At 59.3% G+C, this 15,932-nt stretch carries 13 protein-coding genes; 9 read left to right on the forward strand and 4 right to left on the reverse strand.

Features of this window, described 5'->3' with window-relative positions; all coding sequences use genetic code 11:
• A complete protein-coding gene (locus tag QMX84_RS06675; protein ID WP_282363438.1) occupies window positions 1–2,412 on the reverse strand; it encodes a sensor histidine kinase in 2,412 nt (803 codons plus the stop codon).
• Window positions 2,413–2,466: 54 nt separating this feature from the next.
• Here QMX84_RS06675 and QMX84_RS06680 point away from each other — a divergent pair, with 54 nt between their 5' ends.
• Window positions 2,467–3,459 carry an alpha/beta hydrolase family protein gene (locus QMX84_RS06680; RefSeq protein WP_282363439.1) on the forward strand — a complete coding sequence of 331 codons (993 nt, stop codon included), beginning with the start codon at window positions 2,467–2,469 and terminating at the stop codon, window positions 3,457–3,459.
• Here QMX84_RS06680 and QMX84_RS06685 read toward each other — a convergent pair.
• From QMX84_RS06685 to QMX84_RS06695, 3 genes are read right to left on the reverse strand one after another with little or no spacing between them, the layout of a single operon-like run.
• Complete coding sequence (locus QMX84_RS06685; protein ID WP_282363440.1) at window positions 3,456–4,223, reverse strand: TerB family tellurite resistance protein; 768 nt, start codon at window positions 4,221–4,223, stop codon at window positions 3,456–3,458. The two genes, QMX84_RS06680 and QMX84_RS06685, sit on opposite strands and share 4 nt — an antisense overlap.
• Before the next feature lies 1 nt (window position 4,224).
• Window positions 4,225–4,896 (reverse strand): N-acetylmuramate alpha-1-phosphate uridylyltransferase MurU, encoded by a 672-nt coding sequence (gene murU, locus QMX84_RS06690; protein WP_282363441.1) that lies wholly within the window; start codon window positions 4,894–4,896, stop codon window positions 4,225–4,227.
• Window positions 4,893–5,918 carry a phosphotransferase gene (locus QMX84_RS06695; RefSeq protein ID WP_262124251.1) on the reverse strand — a complete coding sequence of 342 codons (1,026 nt, stop codon included), beginning with the start codon at window positions 5,916–5,918 and terminating at the stop codon, window positions 4,893–4,895. Before QMX84_RS06695 ends, murU begins: the two co-directional genes overlap by 4 nt.
• Before the next feature lie 132 nt (window positions 5,919–6,050).
• Here QMX84_RS06695 and QMX84_RS06700 point away from each other — a divergent pair, with 132 nt between their 5' ends.
• The 8 genes from QMX84_RS06700 (at window position 6,051) to QMX84_RS06735 (ending at window position 15,890) form a co-directional block, all read left to right on the forward strand.
• Window positions 6,051–8,801 carry an LPS-assembly protein LptD gene (locus QMX84_RS06700; RefSeq protein ID WP_282363442.1) on the forward strand — a complete coding sequence of 917 codons (2,751 nt, stop codon included), beginning with the start codon at window positions 6,051–6,053 and terminating at the stop codon, window positions 8,799–8,801.
• A complete protein-coding gene (gene surA, locus QMX84_RS06705; RefSeq protein ID WP_262124247.1) occupies window positions 8,782–10,119 on the forward strand; it encodes a peptidylprolyl isomerase SurA in 1,338 nt (445 codons plus the stop codon). The genes QMX84_RS06700 and surA overlap by 20 nt, the downstream gene beginning before the upstream one ends.
• Window positions 10,116–11,105: a 4-hydroxythreonine-4-phosphate dehydrogenase PdxA gene (gene pdxA / locus QMX84_RS06710; RefSeq protein WP_282363443.1), complete on the forward strand. Its 990-nt coding sequence runs from the start codon at window positions 10,116–10,118 to the stop codon at window positions 11,103–11,105. Before surA ends, pdxA begins: the two co-directional genes overlap by 4 nt.
• Entirely contained in the window at window positions 11,102–11,920 is an 819-nt protein-coding gene (gene rsmA / locus QMX84_RS06715; protein ID WP_048372225.1) for a 16S rRNA (adenine(1518)-N(6)/adenine(1519)-N(6))-dimethyltransferase RsmA, read from the forward strand. The genes pdxA and rsmA overlap by 4 nt, the downstream gene beginning before the upstream one ends.
• Window positions 11,921–12,043: 123 nt before the next feature.
• Complete coding sequence (gene apaG / locus QMX84_RS06720) at window positions 12,044–12,424, forward strand: Co2+/Mg2+ efflux protein ApaG (protein ID WP_048372227.1); 381 nt, start codon at window positions 12,044–12,046, stop codon at window positions 12,422–12,424.
• Window positions 12,424–13,305, forward strand: a complete 882-nt coding sequence (locus QMX84_RS06725) for a symmetrical bis(5'-nucleosyl)-tetraphosphatase (protein WP_153367682.1) — start codon at window positions 12,424–12,426, stop codon at window positions 13,303–13,305. Before apaG ends, QMX84_RS06725 begins: the two co-directional genes overlap by 1 nt.
• 33 nt (window positions 13,306–13,338) lie before the next feature.
• Window positions 13,339–13,656, forward strand: coding sequence for a thiosulfate sulfurtransferase GlpE (glpE, locus tag QMX84_RS06730; RefSeq protein WP_048372231.1), 318 nt, complete (start codon window positions 13,339–13,341; stop codon window positions 13,654–13,656).
• A gap of 311 nt (window positions 13,657–13,967) precedes the next feature.
• Window positions 13,968–15,890 carry a PrkA family serine protein kinase gene (locus QMX84_RS06735; RefSeq protein ID WP_048372233.1) on the forward strand — a complete coding sequence of 641 codons (1,923 nt, stop codon included), beginning with the start codon at window positions 13,968–13,970 and terminating at the stop codon, window positions 15,888–15,890.
• Window positions 15,891–15,932: the final 42 nt, after the last annotated feature.

Here is a 15,932-nt window from a genome sequence, read left to right on the forward strand (position 1 = left end):
TTATTCAGAGTCACTTGGGTCTGGCTGACGTTGAGTCAATGGCACGCGCACCGCCAGGGTAGTGCCCTCGCCCGGTTCGCTGTGCAGGTCCAAGGTGCCGCCAAGCATCAGGACGCGCTCGCGCATGCCCACCAGGCCGAAGGAGGTCGAGCGCCCGGCCGACGGTTCAAAGCCCCGGCCATCATCACTGATGGTCAGGCACAACTCCCGACCCTCGACACTCAAGGTCAACTCAACCGTTTGCGCATCGGCGTGGCGCAGCACGTTGGTCAGGGCTTCCTGCAAAATCCGGAACAGGCCCACTTCCTTGGCCGCACTCAACGGCGGCAGTTGTTCAGGGACTTGTACCAGACACGGGATATGCGAGCGTGCTTCAAAACGACGGGCCTGCCACTCAATCGCCGAGCTGATCCCGGCATCCAGAATCGGCGGGCGCAAGGCCGTGGCCACATCACGCACGAGCTGGAACAACTGGGCGATGAGTTTTTTCATGCTATTGAGCCGCTCGCGCAACCCCGGATCAAGGTCCGCATAGGCCAGCTCACACATTGAGGTTTCGAGTTTAAGCACCGTGAGCATTTGCCCCAGCTCGTCATGAACCTCGCGGGCTATTCGCGCCTTTTCCTCCTCGCGAACGCTCTCCAGGTGCGCTGACAACTCACGAAGCTGACCGCGCGAGCTATCCAGCTCCAGCTCGATGCGCTTGCTCTCGCTGATGTCCCAGACAATTCCGTCCCAGACCACCGTACCGTCTTCAAGACGGCGGGTCATGGCTTTGATCTCGGCCCAGCGTTGCAGCCCTTCACGGGTCAGAATCCGCCCTTGCCACGACCAGTCACTGTCACTGTCTATGGCTACGTCCTGCACCCGATGGTAATCAGCTCTGTCATCCGGGTGCACGAGGCTGCGCAGGCCAACGTCATGTCGGCGTAAGGTTGCCGGAGAAAACCCCACCAGGCTCTCGCTGCCTTCACTGATGTAAGGGAAGTCCAGTTCGCCCGTCAGCAACGAGCGCTCCAGTCGAAATACCAGCCCCGGCACATTGGCTGCAATGCCTTGCAGGCGCGCATCGCTTTCTTGCAACGCGGCCTGCACACGGCGGCGCTCGGTGATGTCATGCAGGTAAACCACCAGGTATTCGGCCTGTTTAAAGCGCAGAAAGCTCAAGGTCACGTCAGCCGGGAACTCGCTGCCATCAGCCCGCACGCAAATCGCTTCCATGCGCTGCGCCGTGTCCTCGTTACCCCGCGCGCGGCGCCACAAGCCCAACCAGCGGTCCATGTCCAGGCCCGGCTCAAAATCACTCAGTGACCGGTCGAGCACCGCGCCCGGCGAATACCCCAGCATGTTTTCGGCCGCCAGATTGGCGTACCGAATATGGCTGTCCCAGTTAACCCATAAAATTCCCACCGGGCTTTTATCGATAGAAAACTGCGTCAGGCGCAGGGCCTCGGCGCTGGCGGCCCCCTCGGCGAGGTCTTCGCGGGCTTTTAACAGCGCCTGCTCCAGAACACTCTGCTGGCGGCGCTGCCACACCACAATGGCCATGCTGGCCAACATCAGCGCCGCGAACAACAGCACGAGGTTTTGCCAGAAGCCGGGGGAGTGGGTTGAGCGCGCGAACTTGGGCTGCAACCAAAGCGTGTGCAGTTGCTCCATATCCCGTGCTGGTATCGCATGGAGCCCGCGCTCCACGATGCCGGCCAACTCGGGCAAGTCCCGACGCGTACCCACCCGCAAAAGCTGCGGCAAGCCAATGTCGCCAACCACCGCCAAAGCGGTGAACTCAGGCTCGGCAGAAAGCCGTGCCAGTTGCGCTTCATCAATCACCGCATAGGTGGCTTGCTGACTCAGCAAGAGTTGCAGGGCCTGACGCTCCAGTGGCACGCCTTGCAGATTGAGCCCCGGATAACTGGAACGCAAAAAATCTGCCGTCGCACCGGGCATCCGCACGGCGACACGGGTTTTGCTGTCGATGCGATCAAGGTCTACTGAACCTGAGCCATTGCGTTCACCGACCAACAATTGCGGGACCCGCATATAAGGGTCAGAAAAAATCCACACGCGCAGCCCGGCCGGGGTTTGCTTAAGCCCCGGCGCGATGTCGATTTGCCCCTCACGCGCGGCCTTCTCCAACTGTTCAAGGTCCGGGTAGGTGCGCCAGGTCAGGTCAATATCCAGGCTCTGCGCCAGCCATTTCATCAGCTCAACATTGGCCCCGGACAACTGCTGCAAGCGTTGGTCAAACGTGGCATAAGGCGCCTGCAACACCAGGCCGACCCGCATCGCTTTATGCTGCGCCAGCCATTGCTGTTGCTCGGGACTTAATTGCGCAGCCGGGATAGTCGCCGCGTGCCCCATCAAGGGCAGCCACAACCAGCCGATAACCAACACATAGCAAAAACGCTTCATCGCAACACTCACACCCATTACGCTGCCGGGATAACTTCTGGCCTGGAATTACTTATGTCTTCTTTGCGCCTGGCGTTGGCGGCGTTGTACCTGTCATCTGCCTTACCGGTACTGGCGGCCGAGCCAGCTCCCGACACCACACCCGCGCAACCCGCACCCGTGGTGCGTCAACCCTTGCCTGAACGCAGCCAGGAAGACGCCGCTGCGCTTGAGCGACAAGTGCCGGCCGCTGAGCAGCAACAACTGCAAGACGCGCAGGACACTTTTCTGGCGCTCTGGAAACCGGCCAACAGCAGCGACCCCAGCGGCGTAGTGGTGATCGTCCCCGGCGCCGGTGAAAACGCCGACTGGCCACGGGTTGTAGGCCCATTGCGCAACAAACTGCCAGACGCCAACTGGGCCAGCCTGAGCCTGAGCTTGCCCGACCTGCGCAGCGAAGCCAGCCAACCGCGCGCGGCCGAACCAGAGAAAATCCCTACAGAGCCCGCGCCGAACAGTAGCAGTAAAGAGGCCAGCACCACAGCCAAACCCATCGAGCAGGCCGCCAGTGTCGGTACCGAGAACCCGGACACCGAGCTGCAACCCGAGCAAACCCTGGAAGCGCTGACCAACGCTGACGCCGAGCGTATTTTCGCCCGCATCGACGCGGCCATTGCCTTCGCTCAACAGCAACACATGCGCAGTATTGTGCTGCTCGGGCACGGCACAGGGGCTTATTGGGCAACGCGCTACCTGAACGAAAAGCAGCCCAAGCAGGTGCAAAAGCTCATTCTGGTAGCAGCGCAATCACCGGCTCAGGTCGAGCCCGATATCAATGTATTGGCCCCGGCGCTCTCGGTTGAGCTTCTGGATGTGTTCTACAAAGACAAACCGCTTATGCGCAAAGCCGCTTTGCAACGGCTACACGCCAGCAAACGCATGGATCGCTCAAATTTCAACCAGGTGGGCCTGGACACCATTGCCGGCAATCGCGAGGCTGAACAGGAACAACTGTTGCGCAGGATTCGCGGCTGGCTCAGCCCGAAGGCAGTGGACAAGCCGGACTAACGAAAACCGCGGTACTCACGGATCAACGCATACGCGTGATGCAGCTCGCGGGTTTTATCGGTGGCCTCACGCACCTGCGCCGGGGTTGCACCGGCGCCCGCGACTTTGTCCGGGTGGTGACGGCTGAGCAAACGCCGGTAAGCCCGTTTGATGTGCTCGGGATCGGTGCTGGCGGTCACGCCGAGCAAGGCAAGCGCCTGCTGGTACGTGCCGCCCCGGGTTGCGGGCGTTTTTTTCTGCGGCTCGTGATCGGCCCCCAGCAGTTGCACTTGCTGCGGGGTCCAGCCCAACCAGCGGCCCCACTGGAAAATCAGTTTTCGCTCTTTGGGGTCTACCCGTCCGTCCGCCACAATCATTCGCCAACAGGCCCGCAGCACGCCTTCGGCCGCCGCAGGCTGAGCCCGCAAGCGCAGCAGATAACCGCGTAACGAGTCATGCCCGGACTTGCCCCGGTTGAACGCGGCAATCGCACGCTGCTGCGCGGCCGGGTTCATGTCGAGCTGGAGCATTTCCTGGCGCGCCTGTTCGATATGTTTATCCACAACCCGCCCGCCGCTTTTGGCCAGCCGACCGAGTAACACAAACAGCAGTTCATCATTGCGCAAGGCCGGGCGGCCGCCCAGACGCTCACGCAATTGCGCCCAACTGTGAAGTTGCAAGCGCCGGTCCAGGGCCTGCCCCAACAAAGCGCCAAGCATGGCCCCCGGAATGCTGGCGATAAAAAAGCCAGCCCCGGCTCCGATCAGAGTCCCTGGCCACAGCATCTTAGTGTTTGCCCTTAATCAACAACTCAACCTCTGCCAACCGTTCATGTGTGCCGACATCCACCCACTGCCCCTGCAAGCGCTCGCCTGTAACTGCACCTGCAGCCATGGCGGTGCGCAGCAAAGGAGCCAGCTTGAATGCCCCCGCTGTCGAGCCGTCAAACAGCGTCGGGCTCAAGACCGCAATCCCGCTGTACGTCAGCGTGTCGGCGCCGGGCAGCGCGTCCTGCACGTGACCATCGCTCAGCGAGAAATCACCGCCGGGATGATGCACCGGGTTGTCCACCAGCACTAAATGCGCTTGCCCGGCCAGCGGTTGGCGCAACCCGGCGAAGTCGTAATCGGTCCAGATGTCGCCGTTAACCACGACAAAAGGTTTATCGCCCAACAGCGGCAAGGCTTTAAAAATGCCTCCACCGGTTTCCAGCGGCTCGCCTTCGGCGGAGTACTGAATGCTCACACCAAAGCGTGCGCCATCGCCCAGGTGGTCTTCGATCTGCTGGCCGAGCCAGGCGTGATTGATCACGATTTCGGTAAAACCTGCCGCTGCCAGCGCGCGCAGGTGGTACTCGATTAATGCCACGCCGCCTGCGCGAATCAACGGTTTAGGCGTGTGCAGGGTTAACGGGCGCAGGCGTTCGCCTTTGCCCGCAGCCAAAATCATCGCTTTCATGCAGGGGTCTCGGCCGAAAGGCGCAGGCTGGCGAACAACTCACCCAGCTCAGCCAGTTCAGGGCGACGTGCCAATACCGCTTCTATATAAGAGAAGAAGCGCGGCACGTCGGCCAGGTAGCGGGGTTTGCCATCACGGTGGCAGATACGGGCAAAGATACCGATCACTTTCAAGTGGCGCTGCACGCCCATCAAATCGCTGGCCCGCAAGAACTCTTCAAAATTGGCACCCACCGGAATACCCAGCGGCAAGGCCAGCTTCCAGTAGTCTTCCAGCCAGGCGCGCACGCGCTCTTCGGGCCAACTGAGGAACGCATCCTTGAACAGGCAGGTGATGTCATAGGTCACCGGGCCATACACGGCATCCTGAAAATCCAGCACGCCGGGGTTAGGAATACTGAGCATCAGGTTGCGCGGCATAAAGTCGCGGTGCACCAGCACTTGGGGCTGCGCCAGTGCGCTGTCGATCAACAGCGTGCTGACACGCTGCCAGGCCGCCAATTGTTGTTCGGTGAACTCGACGCCCAAATGCCGGCGCACGTACCACTCAGGGAACAGTTCAAGCTCACGGCGCAGCAAAGCCACGTCATAGCTGGGCAAAGGGGCCGTCATCGGCAATTGCTGGAAGGCCAGCAAGGCTTCGATGGCGTCCTTGAACAATTCATCGGCGTTGCTGCTGTTGATCACATCCAAAAAGGTTTTATTGCCCAGATCGTTGAGCAAAAGGAACCCGCGCTCCAGGTCTTGAGCGTAAATTTTTGGAACATTTATCCAACTGGTACGCAATAAATCTGCGATTTCGACGAAAGGTTGGCAGTTTTCCTGAGGCGGCGGAGCGTCCATCACGATAAAACTGCGGCCCTCGCCCTCCCATCGGAAGTAGCGTCGGAAACTCGCGTCACTGCTGGCCGCAGTCAATGTGGCCGGGGGCACGGGACCCCACCCCTCGTTCTCGAACAAGGTGTCCAACTGTTCATCAAGCCAAACATTCAGGTGTTGCAAGCGTACATCTTGGTCAGGCATTACAAGGGTCTCCGACGGCGCTAGCCGTCAAGCGGGTCATGCTTTATTATCCAGAATCTTTTCCAGACCATCGATAGGCGTGCGGTCCCCCCACCGCGGGCTGATGGCACGCAGGAAGCCCGGACTAATAAGATGGCATTGAAATCCCCCGCGTTTCGTAAAAAATTTCCGTTGCTGGTAACTGGCAGTCTGCTGGCCATGCAACCTCTAGCCGTGCCATTCGTATTTGCCGAGGAGCAGTATGACTGTTCCGCATCGGCTTCGGGTGGCTGGGATTGCGCGCCGAAAGCAAATACTGCGCAATTGCCACCACGCCCATCGCACAACGGCACCGTGGCGCAAGCCAATGGTGAGTCGGGCGAGCAAGGTGAGCAAACCCCGCTGGTGACATCCGCCAAAGGTCGTGGCCTCAAGGCGCGCAGTGCTGACTACAGCCACCTTGACTGGGTCCCGCGTGACAAGCTCACGCCGGCGCAACTGGCTGAAACCGGCCCGTATTGCTCTGGCGCCTATATCGAGCCTACGCGTCCCGGCATGCGCGACACCACCAGCAAAAGCGATTCGCCGACCTTCATTGGCGCCAAAGCTTCCCGCTACCAGCAGGAAGAGCAAATCGCGACCCTGGCCGGTGATGTGGTCATGCGCCAGGGCAGCATGCAGGTCGAGGCTGATGAAGCCAACTTGTACCAGGCCGAGAGCCGTGGCGAGTTGAGCGGCAATGTGCGTCTGCGTGACAACGGTGCACTGCTGGTTGGCGACCACGCCGATGTGCAGCTGGACACCGGTGCCGCCAAGGTCGACAACGCCGAGTACGTGTTGCACAAGTCGCGTATTCGCGGCAGCGCGCTGTACGCCAAACGTGCCGAAGACGCGATCATCCGCCTCAAGGACGGTACGTACACCACGTGCGAACCGAACAGCAACGCCTGGCAGCTCAAAGGCAACAACATCACGTTGAACCCGGCCACCGGTTTCGGTACCGCAACCAACGTGACACTGCGGGTTAAAGACATTCCAGTCCTTTACACCCCGTACATTTACTTCCCGATCGACGATCGCCGTCAGTCCGGTTTCCTGCCGCCGTCCTTCAGCAGCAGCTCCGACACCGGCTTTACGCTCGTGACCCCGTACTACTTCAACCTGGCACCCAACTACGATGCCACGTTGTACCCGCGCTACATGACCAAGCGCGGTCTGTTGATGGAAGGTGAGTTCCGCTACCTGACCGAGTCCAGCGAAGGACAGTTCGGTGCCGCGTACCTCAACGACGACAACGACGATCGCAAGCGGCAGACCGACTACGAAAAAACCCGCTACATGTACAACTGGCAGCACAAGGGCGGGCTTGATTCGCGCGTGCTGACCGAAGTTGACTACACCAAGATCAGCGATCCGTACTACTTCCAGGATCTGCAAAGTGATCAGGTTGGCGTCGAAAGCCGTGACTACCTGAACCAGCAAGCAGCTGTCAGCTACCGTGGCGATGACTTCACCGCCAAGCTGAACGTGCACGCTTACCAGTTGGCGACCGTGACCCAGGTCACGCCGTACAACCAGATGCCACAGCTCACCTTCAATGGTGGCCTGCCGTATCACCCGGGTGGCGTGAACTTCTCTTACAACACCGAACTGGTGCGGTTTGAGCGCGACCTGGAAAACGGCACCTATACCGACGAATACGGCGTCACCACGCCGCGTCTGGACAGAAACGTAACAGGCCTGGCGCGCGCCAACGGCACACGTCTGAACCTCGCACCGGCCATGTCGCTGCCGATGACCTCGAGCTACGGCTACGTGACCCCGACCCTCAAGTACGCGTATACCCAGTACGATCTTGATCTTGATGGCACCGGCAAAACGCAAATGGTCACGGATGGCGACAAGTTCGACAGCTCTGTCAGCCGCAGCGTACCGATCGCCAGCGTTGACAGCGGCCTGTACTTCGACCGCAACACCAACTGGTTCGGCACCAACTACCGCCAGACCCTGGAACCACGGGCGTTCTACCTGTATGTGCCTGAGCGCAACCAGGAAAACATCCCTGTTTTCGACACCAGCGAAAGTACCTTCAGCTATTCCTCGCTGTGGCGTGACAACCGCTTCACCGGCACTGACCGCATCGGCGACGAAAACAAACTGTCGCTGGGCCTGACCAGCCGCTGGATCGAAGAAAACGGCTTCGAGCGTCAACGCGTCAGCATTGGCCAGGCGTATTACTTCAAGGACCGCAAAGTTCAGTTGCCGGGCATCGATGATAATCGTGACGACTCGACATCGAACGTCTCCCCGTACGCACTGGAATACGCTTACCGCTTCAACCGCGACTGGCGTGCAACCGCTGACTACAACTGGGACCCGGAAACCCGTAGCCCACGCTCTGGCAGCGCAATGATGCATTACCAGCCAGAAGACAACCCGAACAAGGTGGTCAACCTGGGCTATCGCTATCGCAACGACCAAGTGGTGTACAACCAGTACACCGGTAAGTGGCAATTCGGCGGTGACTACCTGTCTCCTGGGCAGGACGGTTACATCAAGGATTACTACAAAATCCAGCAGCACGACTTCTCGGTGATCTGGCCGCTCGTGCCGCAATGGAGCGTCATCAGCCGCTGGCAGTACGATTACAACCGCAACCGTACCCTGGAAGCCTTCGGTGGCTTTGAATACGACAACTGTTGCTGGAAAATGCGCCTGATCAGCCGCTACTGGGTTTCCAACGACGAATACACCCAAGAAGCCCCGCAAAACGAAAAGGGCGACCATGGGATCTTCCTTCAAATTGTGCTGAAAGGTCTCGGCGGCGTTACAGGCGCCAAAGTAGAGAGCTTCCTCGACAAAGGCATCCAAGGTTATCGTGAACGTGAAGATCAAGCTTTCTGAGTGTCTGCGCCCCCTAGTATTGGGCGCATTGTTCCTGGGTACTGCGGCGGCACACGCTGCAGTTCAGCCCCTTGATAAGGTGGTGGCCATCGTCGATAACGACGTGATCATGCAGAGCCAGCTGGACCAGCGTGTCCACGAAGTTCAGCAAACCATCGCCAAGCGCGGGCAGGGTGTCCCCCCTGCCAGCGTGCTGGACCAACAAGTGCTTGAGCGTCTGATTGTCGAAAACCTGCAACTGCAGATCGGCGAGCGTTCGGGCATTCGTATCTCTGACGAAGAACTGAACCAGGCCATCGGCACCATTGCCCAGCGCAATAACATGACCCTGGATCAGTTCCGTCAGGCGTTGGCCCACGACGGCCTGTCCTATGACGATGCGCGCGAGCAGGTTCGCCGCGAAATGATCATCAGCCGTGTACGTCAACGCCGTGTGGCCGAGCGTATTCAGGTGACTGATCAGGAAGTAAAAAACTTCCTCGCCTCTGACCTGGGCAAGGCGCAATTGTCCGAGGAATACCACCTGGCCAACATTCTGGTCCCGACGTCTGACAGCGCAAGCTCAAGTGAAGTCCAGGCGGCGGCCCAGAAGGCTGAAGATCTCTACAAGCAACTCAAGCAAGGTGCTGACTTTGCCCAACTGGCGATCGCCCGCTCCGGCAGCGACACCGCACTGGATGGCGGCGACATGGGCTGGCGTAAAGCGGGCCAGTTGCCACCTCCGTTCGATCGTATGCTGAGCAGCATGCCGACAGGTGACATTACGCCTCCGGTCCGCACGCCTGGCGGCTTTATCATTCTCAAGCTGCTCGACAAGCGCGGCGGCCAGACCGTGATGGTCGACGAAGTTCATGTTCGTCACATCCTGATCAAGCCAAGCGAAATCCGCACTGAAGCGCAAACCAAGGAACTGGCACAAAAAATCTACGACCGCATTCAGTCGGGCGAAGACTTTGCCACCCTGGCCAAAACCTATTCGGAAGACCCAGGTTCAGCCCTTAACGGCGGCGACCTGAACTGGATCGACCCGAACGCGCTGGTGCCGGAGTTCCGTGAAGTCATGGCCGAAACCCCGCAAGGCGTCCTGTCCAAGCCATTCCGTACTCAATACGGCTGGCATGTTCTGGAAGTATTGGGCCGTCGCTCCACTGACAGCACCACCCAAGCCCGCGAGCAGCAAGCCATGAACGCCTTGCGTAACCGCAAGTACGACGAAGAGCTGCAAAGCTGGCTGCGTCAGATCCGTGACGAAGCCTACGTAGAAATCAAACTCCCTGGCGCAACCAACCAGGCAGAGAGCGCAGACCCAGCACAGTGAAAACACAGCGTTTTGCACTGACACCCGGCGAGCCGGCAGGCATAGGTCCCGACCTGTGCCTGCTTCTCGCCTCGCAACGCCAGCCACATCCCCTGATTGCCATTACCAGCCGCGACCTGCTCCACGAGCGGGCCGCGCAACTGGGCGTGGCTGTCAGTTTGCTGCCCGTCAGCCCGGACAACTGGCCCGACCAACCGGCACCTGCAGGCAGCCTCTATGTCTGGGACACGCCGCTCAATGCTCCTGTCACCGCAGGCACATTGAACAAAGCCAACGCCCCGTTCGTCCTTCAAACCCTGACCCGTGCAGCCCTTGGCTGTGTTGCAGGCGACTTTGCAGGCATGATCACCGCGCCCGTGCACAAAGGCGTGATTAACGAAGGCGGCATCGCGTTTTCTGGCCACACCGAATTTCTGGCAGACCTGACCCACACCGAGCAAGTCGTGATGATGCTTGCCACGCGCGGGCTTCGCGTCGCGCTGGTGACCACTCACCTGCCGCTGCGTCAGGTGGCCGATGCAATCACACCTGAGCGCATAACCCGGGTAACCCGAATTCTGCATGCCGACCTGCAACACAAGTTCGGCATCGCCCAACCACGCATCCTGGTGTGCGGGCTCAACCCCCACGCCGGTGAAGGCGGCCACTTGGGCTTTGAAGAAATCGACATCATCGAACCCACCCTGGAGCGTCTGCGAAGCGAAGGCATGGACCTGCGCGGCCCATTGCCTGCCGACACTCTGTTTACCCCCAAATATCTGGAGCACTGCGATGCAGTGCTGGCGATGTACCACGACCAAGGCCTGCCCGTGCTCAAGTACAAAGGGTTTGGCGCCGCCGTCAACATCACCTTGGGCTTGCCGATCATCCGCACGTCTGTCGACCATGGCACCGCCCTGGATCTGGCAGGCAGCGGCAAGATCGACACTGGCAGTCTGCAAGTCGCCCTGGAAACCGCCTATCAGATGGCCGAGACACAACTATGACCGAGCAATACCAACACAAGGCGCGTAAGCGCTTTGGCCAAAACTTCTTGCACGATGCGGGCGTTATCGACCGCATCCTGCGCGCGATCAATGCCAAGTCGGGCGACCGCCTGCTGGAGATTGGTCCGGGCCAGGGCGCATTGACCCAAGGCATCCTGAGCAGCGGCGGGCAACTGGACGTTGTCGAGCTGGACAAAGACCTGATCCCGATCCTGAATCAGCAATTTGCCGGCATGAGCAACTTCAACCTGCACCAGGGCGACGCGCTGAAGTTTGACTTCGCAACCCTCAATGCTGCTCCACGCACGCTGCGTGTCGTCGGTAACCTGCCGTATAACATCTCCACGCCGCTGATTTTTCACCTGCTGAAAAACGCCGAGCTGATCCGCGACATGCACTTCATGCTGCAAAAAGAAGTGGTTGAGCGCATGGCCGCAGGGCCTGGCGGCGGAGACTGGGGTCGTCTGTCGATCATGGTTCAGTACCACTGCCGCGTCGAACACCTGTTCAACGTCGGCCCTGGCGCCTTCAACCCGCCACCAAAAGTCGACTCGGCGATTGTCCGCCTGGTGCCACACGACGTACTGCCACACCCGGCCAAGGATCATCGCCTGCTGGAGCGCGTGGTACGTGAGGCTTTCAACCAGCGCCGCAAAACGCTGCGTAACACCCTAAAAGCCTTGCTCAGCAACGACGAAATCGAAGCCGCCGGCGTCGATGGCAGCTTGCGCCCGGAGCAACTCGACCTCGCCGCTTTCGTGCGCCTGGCCGACACACTCAGCGAAAAAGCGGCTAACGCGCCCGTTGCTGACTGATTACTGAGAAAAAACGGTGCCCGGACCAGACATAGCCTCTGGCCGGGCACCCGCCCTCTAGCCTAGACTCAGGCAGCTGTTTTATTCCGAACGTTGTCTGCGCTTTTCAGTAAGGCCTCTCGCATGCATGAGCCCCGCTATGTGATCGACGTCAGCGTCGTCACGCGTTACCTGCCAGAACAATCTCAACCCGAGCATCAGCGCTACGCCTTTGCCTACACCATTACAGTAAGCAACACAGGCACCGTGGCGGCTAAACTGCTGTCCCGGCATTGGGTGATTACCGATGGCGACGGGCATGTCGAAGAAGTGCGCGGAGCCGGAGTGGTCGGGCAACAGCCATTGATCGAGCCCGGCGAGCAGCACACGTACAGCAGCGGTTCGGTGCTCACCACCACAGTGGGCACCATGCAGGGCAGCTACCTGATGCAGGCAAATGACGGCCATCAGTTCAAAGCCATCATCAAGCCCTTCCGCCTGGCCGTACCCGGAGCGCTTCACTGATGGCGGTCTATGCCGTGGGTGACCTGCAAGGGTGCTTGCAGCCCCTCAAGTGCCTGCTGGAGCAAGTGGCCTTCGACCCGGCCAACGATAAACTGTGGCTGGTGGGCGACCTGATCAACCGCGGCCCGGAATCACTCGAAACCCTGCGCTTTCTCTACCGTATGCGCGAATCTGTGGTGTGCGTGCTGGGCAATCACGACCTGCACCTGCTGGCGGTTGCCTACAACATCGAACGCCTGAAAAAGGGCGATACGCTGCGCGACATCCTGCAAGCGCCCGATTGCAATGACCTGCTCACCTGGCTGCGACAGCAACCGCTGCTGCACTACGACGCCGAGCGCAATACGGCGCTGGTGCACGCCGGGATACCGCCGCAGTGGTCACTGAAAAAAGCCCTCAAATACGCCGGAGAAGTTGAACACGCCTTGCGCGATGACAGCCTCATCAAGCCATTCCTTGACGGCATGTACGGCAACGATCCAGCCAAGTGGGACAGCGACCTCACCGGCATCACCCGCCTGCGGGTCATCACCAACTACTTCACCCGCATGCGCTTTTGCACCCGCGACGGCAAACTCGACCTCAAGAGCAAAGAAGGTCTGGGCACCGCGCCGCCGGGCTTTGCGCCATGGTTCAGCTACAAAGAACGCAAAACCCGGGACACCAAGATCATCTTTGGCCACTGGGCGGCACTTGAAGGCCAATGCTCTGAGCCTGGCGTGTTCGCACTCGATACCGGCTGCGTCTGGGGCGGTGCGATGACCTTGCTCAATGTCGATACCGGCCAGCGCCTGAGCTGCGACTGTGACGAGCAGGGGCACCCGGCCCCTCAACTGCTTTGCCCTCCAACCCCCTCTTCGCAACCGCCGCTCGCGCCCTGATTCGCACGCGCTGCCTGGCTAAAGGAAACTCCCATGACTGAATTCAAACGCATTCCCCCACAAGAAGCCCAAGCCCTGCGCGAAAAAGGCGCGGTAGTCGTCGACATCCGCGACCAGCCCACCTATGCCGCCCTGCATATCACCGGCTCACAGCATCTGGACAACCAGTCGATCGCTGACTTCATCCGCGCAGCCGACCTCGACGCCCCGCTGATCGTCACCTGCTACCACGGCAACTCCAGCCAAAGCGCAGCGGCTTACCTGATCAGCCAAGGGTTTTCTGACGTTTACAGCCTCGATGGCGGCTTCGAACTGTGGCGCACCACCTACCCCGCAGAAACGTCCCAATAAGTAGCCCGAAAAATATTTTCATCCGCCCAAGCCCGCGTCCTGAGCGGGCTGGCGCTCTTGCAGACCAACGGTCGCGCCAACTATTCGCGCATCTCTTCTTGACCTCCCCGATTACCAACTATCCTTAAGCGCAGGCCATCCGAATCTGGGGAGAGCCGGTACACCGGTGTATGGATCATCAGTAGTAACTTCAAGGGGTTAAGCCCCTTGATGGTGTCCTGGGGGGTACACGGCAACTGCAACGTTGCTGCATGCCAGCACTCGAACTGACCGATCAATCGCCGGCTCCACGTATCGAGCGAGGTGACGTCATGAGTATTTTTAGCCACTTCCAACAACGCTTTGAATCCACACGCCAAGAAGAGCTAACGCTCCAGGAATACCTTGAGCTGTGCAAACAAGACAAAAGCGCTTACGCCTCAGCTGCCGAACGGCTGCTGATGGCCATCGGTGAACCGGAACTACTGGACACCTCAACCAATTCCCGCCTGTCGCGCATTTTTTCGAACAAAGTGATTCGCCGCTATCCGGCCTTTGCCGACTTCCACGGAATGGAAGAGTGCATTGACCAGATCGTGTCCTACTTCCGCCATGCCGCGCAGGGCCTGGAAGAGAAAAAACAAATTCTCTACCTGCTCGGCCCGGTGGGCGGCGGCAAGTCTTCGCTGGCTGAAAAGCTCAAAGAACTGATCGAGAAGGTCCCGTTCTATGCGATCAAGGGCTCACCCGTCTTTGAGTCACCGCTGGGGCTGTTCAACGCGACCGAAGACGGCGCGATTCTTGAAGAAGACTTCGGCATCCAAAAACGCTACCTGAACACCATCATGTCGCCTTGGGCGACTAAACGCCTGGCCGAATTCGGTGGTGATATCAGCCAGTTCCGCGTGGTTAAACTCTACCCTTCGATCCTCAATCAGATCGGCGTGGCCAAAACCGAGCCCGGTGACGAGAACAACCAGGACATTTCGGCCCTCGTCGGTAAGGTCGATATCCGCAAACTCGAAGAATTCCCGCAAAACGACGCCGACGCCTACAGCTACTCGGGCGCACTGTGCCGGGCCAACCAGGGCCTGATGGAATTCGTCGAGATGTTCAAGGCACCGATCAAGGTGCTCCACCCCCTGCTCACTGCCACTCAAGAGGGCAACTACAACAGTACCGAAGGGCTGGGCGCGATTCCGTTCAACGGCATCCTGCTGGCTCACTCCAACGAATCGGAGTGGCACACCTTCCGCAACAACAAGAACAACGAAGCGTTCATCGACCGGATTTACATCGTCAAAGTCCCGTACTGCCTGCGCGTCAGCGACGAAGTCAAAATCTACGACAAGCTGTTGTTCAACAGTTCGCTGGCCAAGGCCCATTGCGCGCCGGACACCCTGAAAATGCTCGCGCAGTTCACTGTGCTGTCGCGCCTTAAAGAGCCAGAGAACTCCAACATCTACTCCAAGATGCGGGTCTATGACGGCGAGAACCTCAAAGACACCGACCCGAAAGCCAAGTCGATTCAGGAGTACCGCGACAGCGCGGGCGTGGATGAAGGCATGACCGGTCTGTCGACCCGTTTCGCGTTCAAAATCCTCTCCAAAGTATTCAACTTTGACCCGCACGAAATTGCTGCCAACCCGGTGCACCTGCTCTATGTGCTGGAGCAACAGATCGAGCAAGAGCAGTTCCCGGCGGAAACCCGCGAGCGTTATTTGCGCTTCCTCAAGGAATACCTGGCACCGCGCTACATCGAATTCATCGGCAAGGAAATCCAGACCGCTTACCTGGAGTCCTACAGCGAGTACGGGCAAAACATCTTCGACCGCTACGTGCTCTACGCCGATTTCTGGATTCAGGACCAGGAGTACCGCGACCCGGAAACCGGCGAGATCCTCAACCGCGTAGCGCTCAACGAAGAGCTGGAGAAAATCGAAAAGCCGGCCGGTATCAGCAACCCGAAAGATTTCCGCAATGAAATCGTCAACTTCGTGCTGCGCGCCCGCGCCAACAACAATGGCAAAAACCCGACCTGGCTCAGCTACGAGAAGCTGCGCGTGGTCATCGAGAAGAAAATGTTCTCCAACACCGAGGACTTGCTACCGGTTATCAGCTTCAACGCCAAAGCGAGCAAAGAGGACCAGCAAAAACACAACGACTTCGTCACCCGCATGGTCGAACGCGGCTACACCGACAAACAAGTACGACTGCTCTCCGAGTGGTATCTGCGAGTCAGAAAATCGCAGTGAGGCAGTTGTAGGCCTCAAGCCTCAAGCTGCAAGAAGAAACAC

It is taken from the genome of Pseudomonas sp. PS01297 (assembly GCF_029959305.1).
Classification (GTDB): Bacteria; Pseudomonadota; Gammaproteobacteria; order Pseudomonadales; family Pseudomonadaceae; genus Aquipseudomonas; species Aquipseudomonas helleri.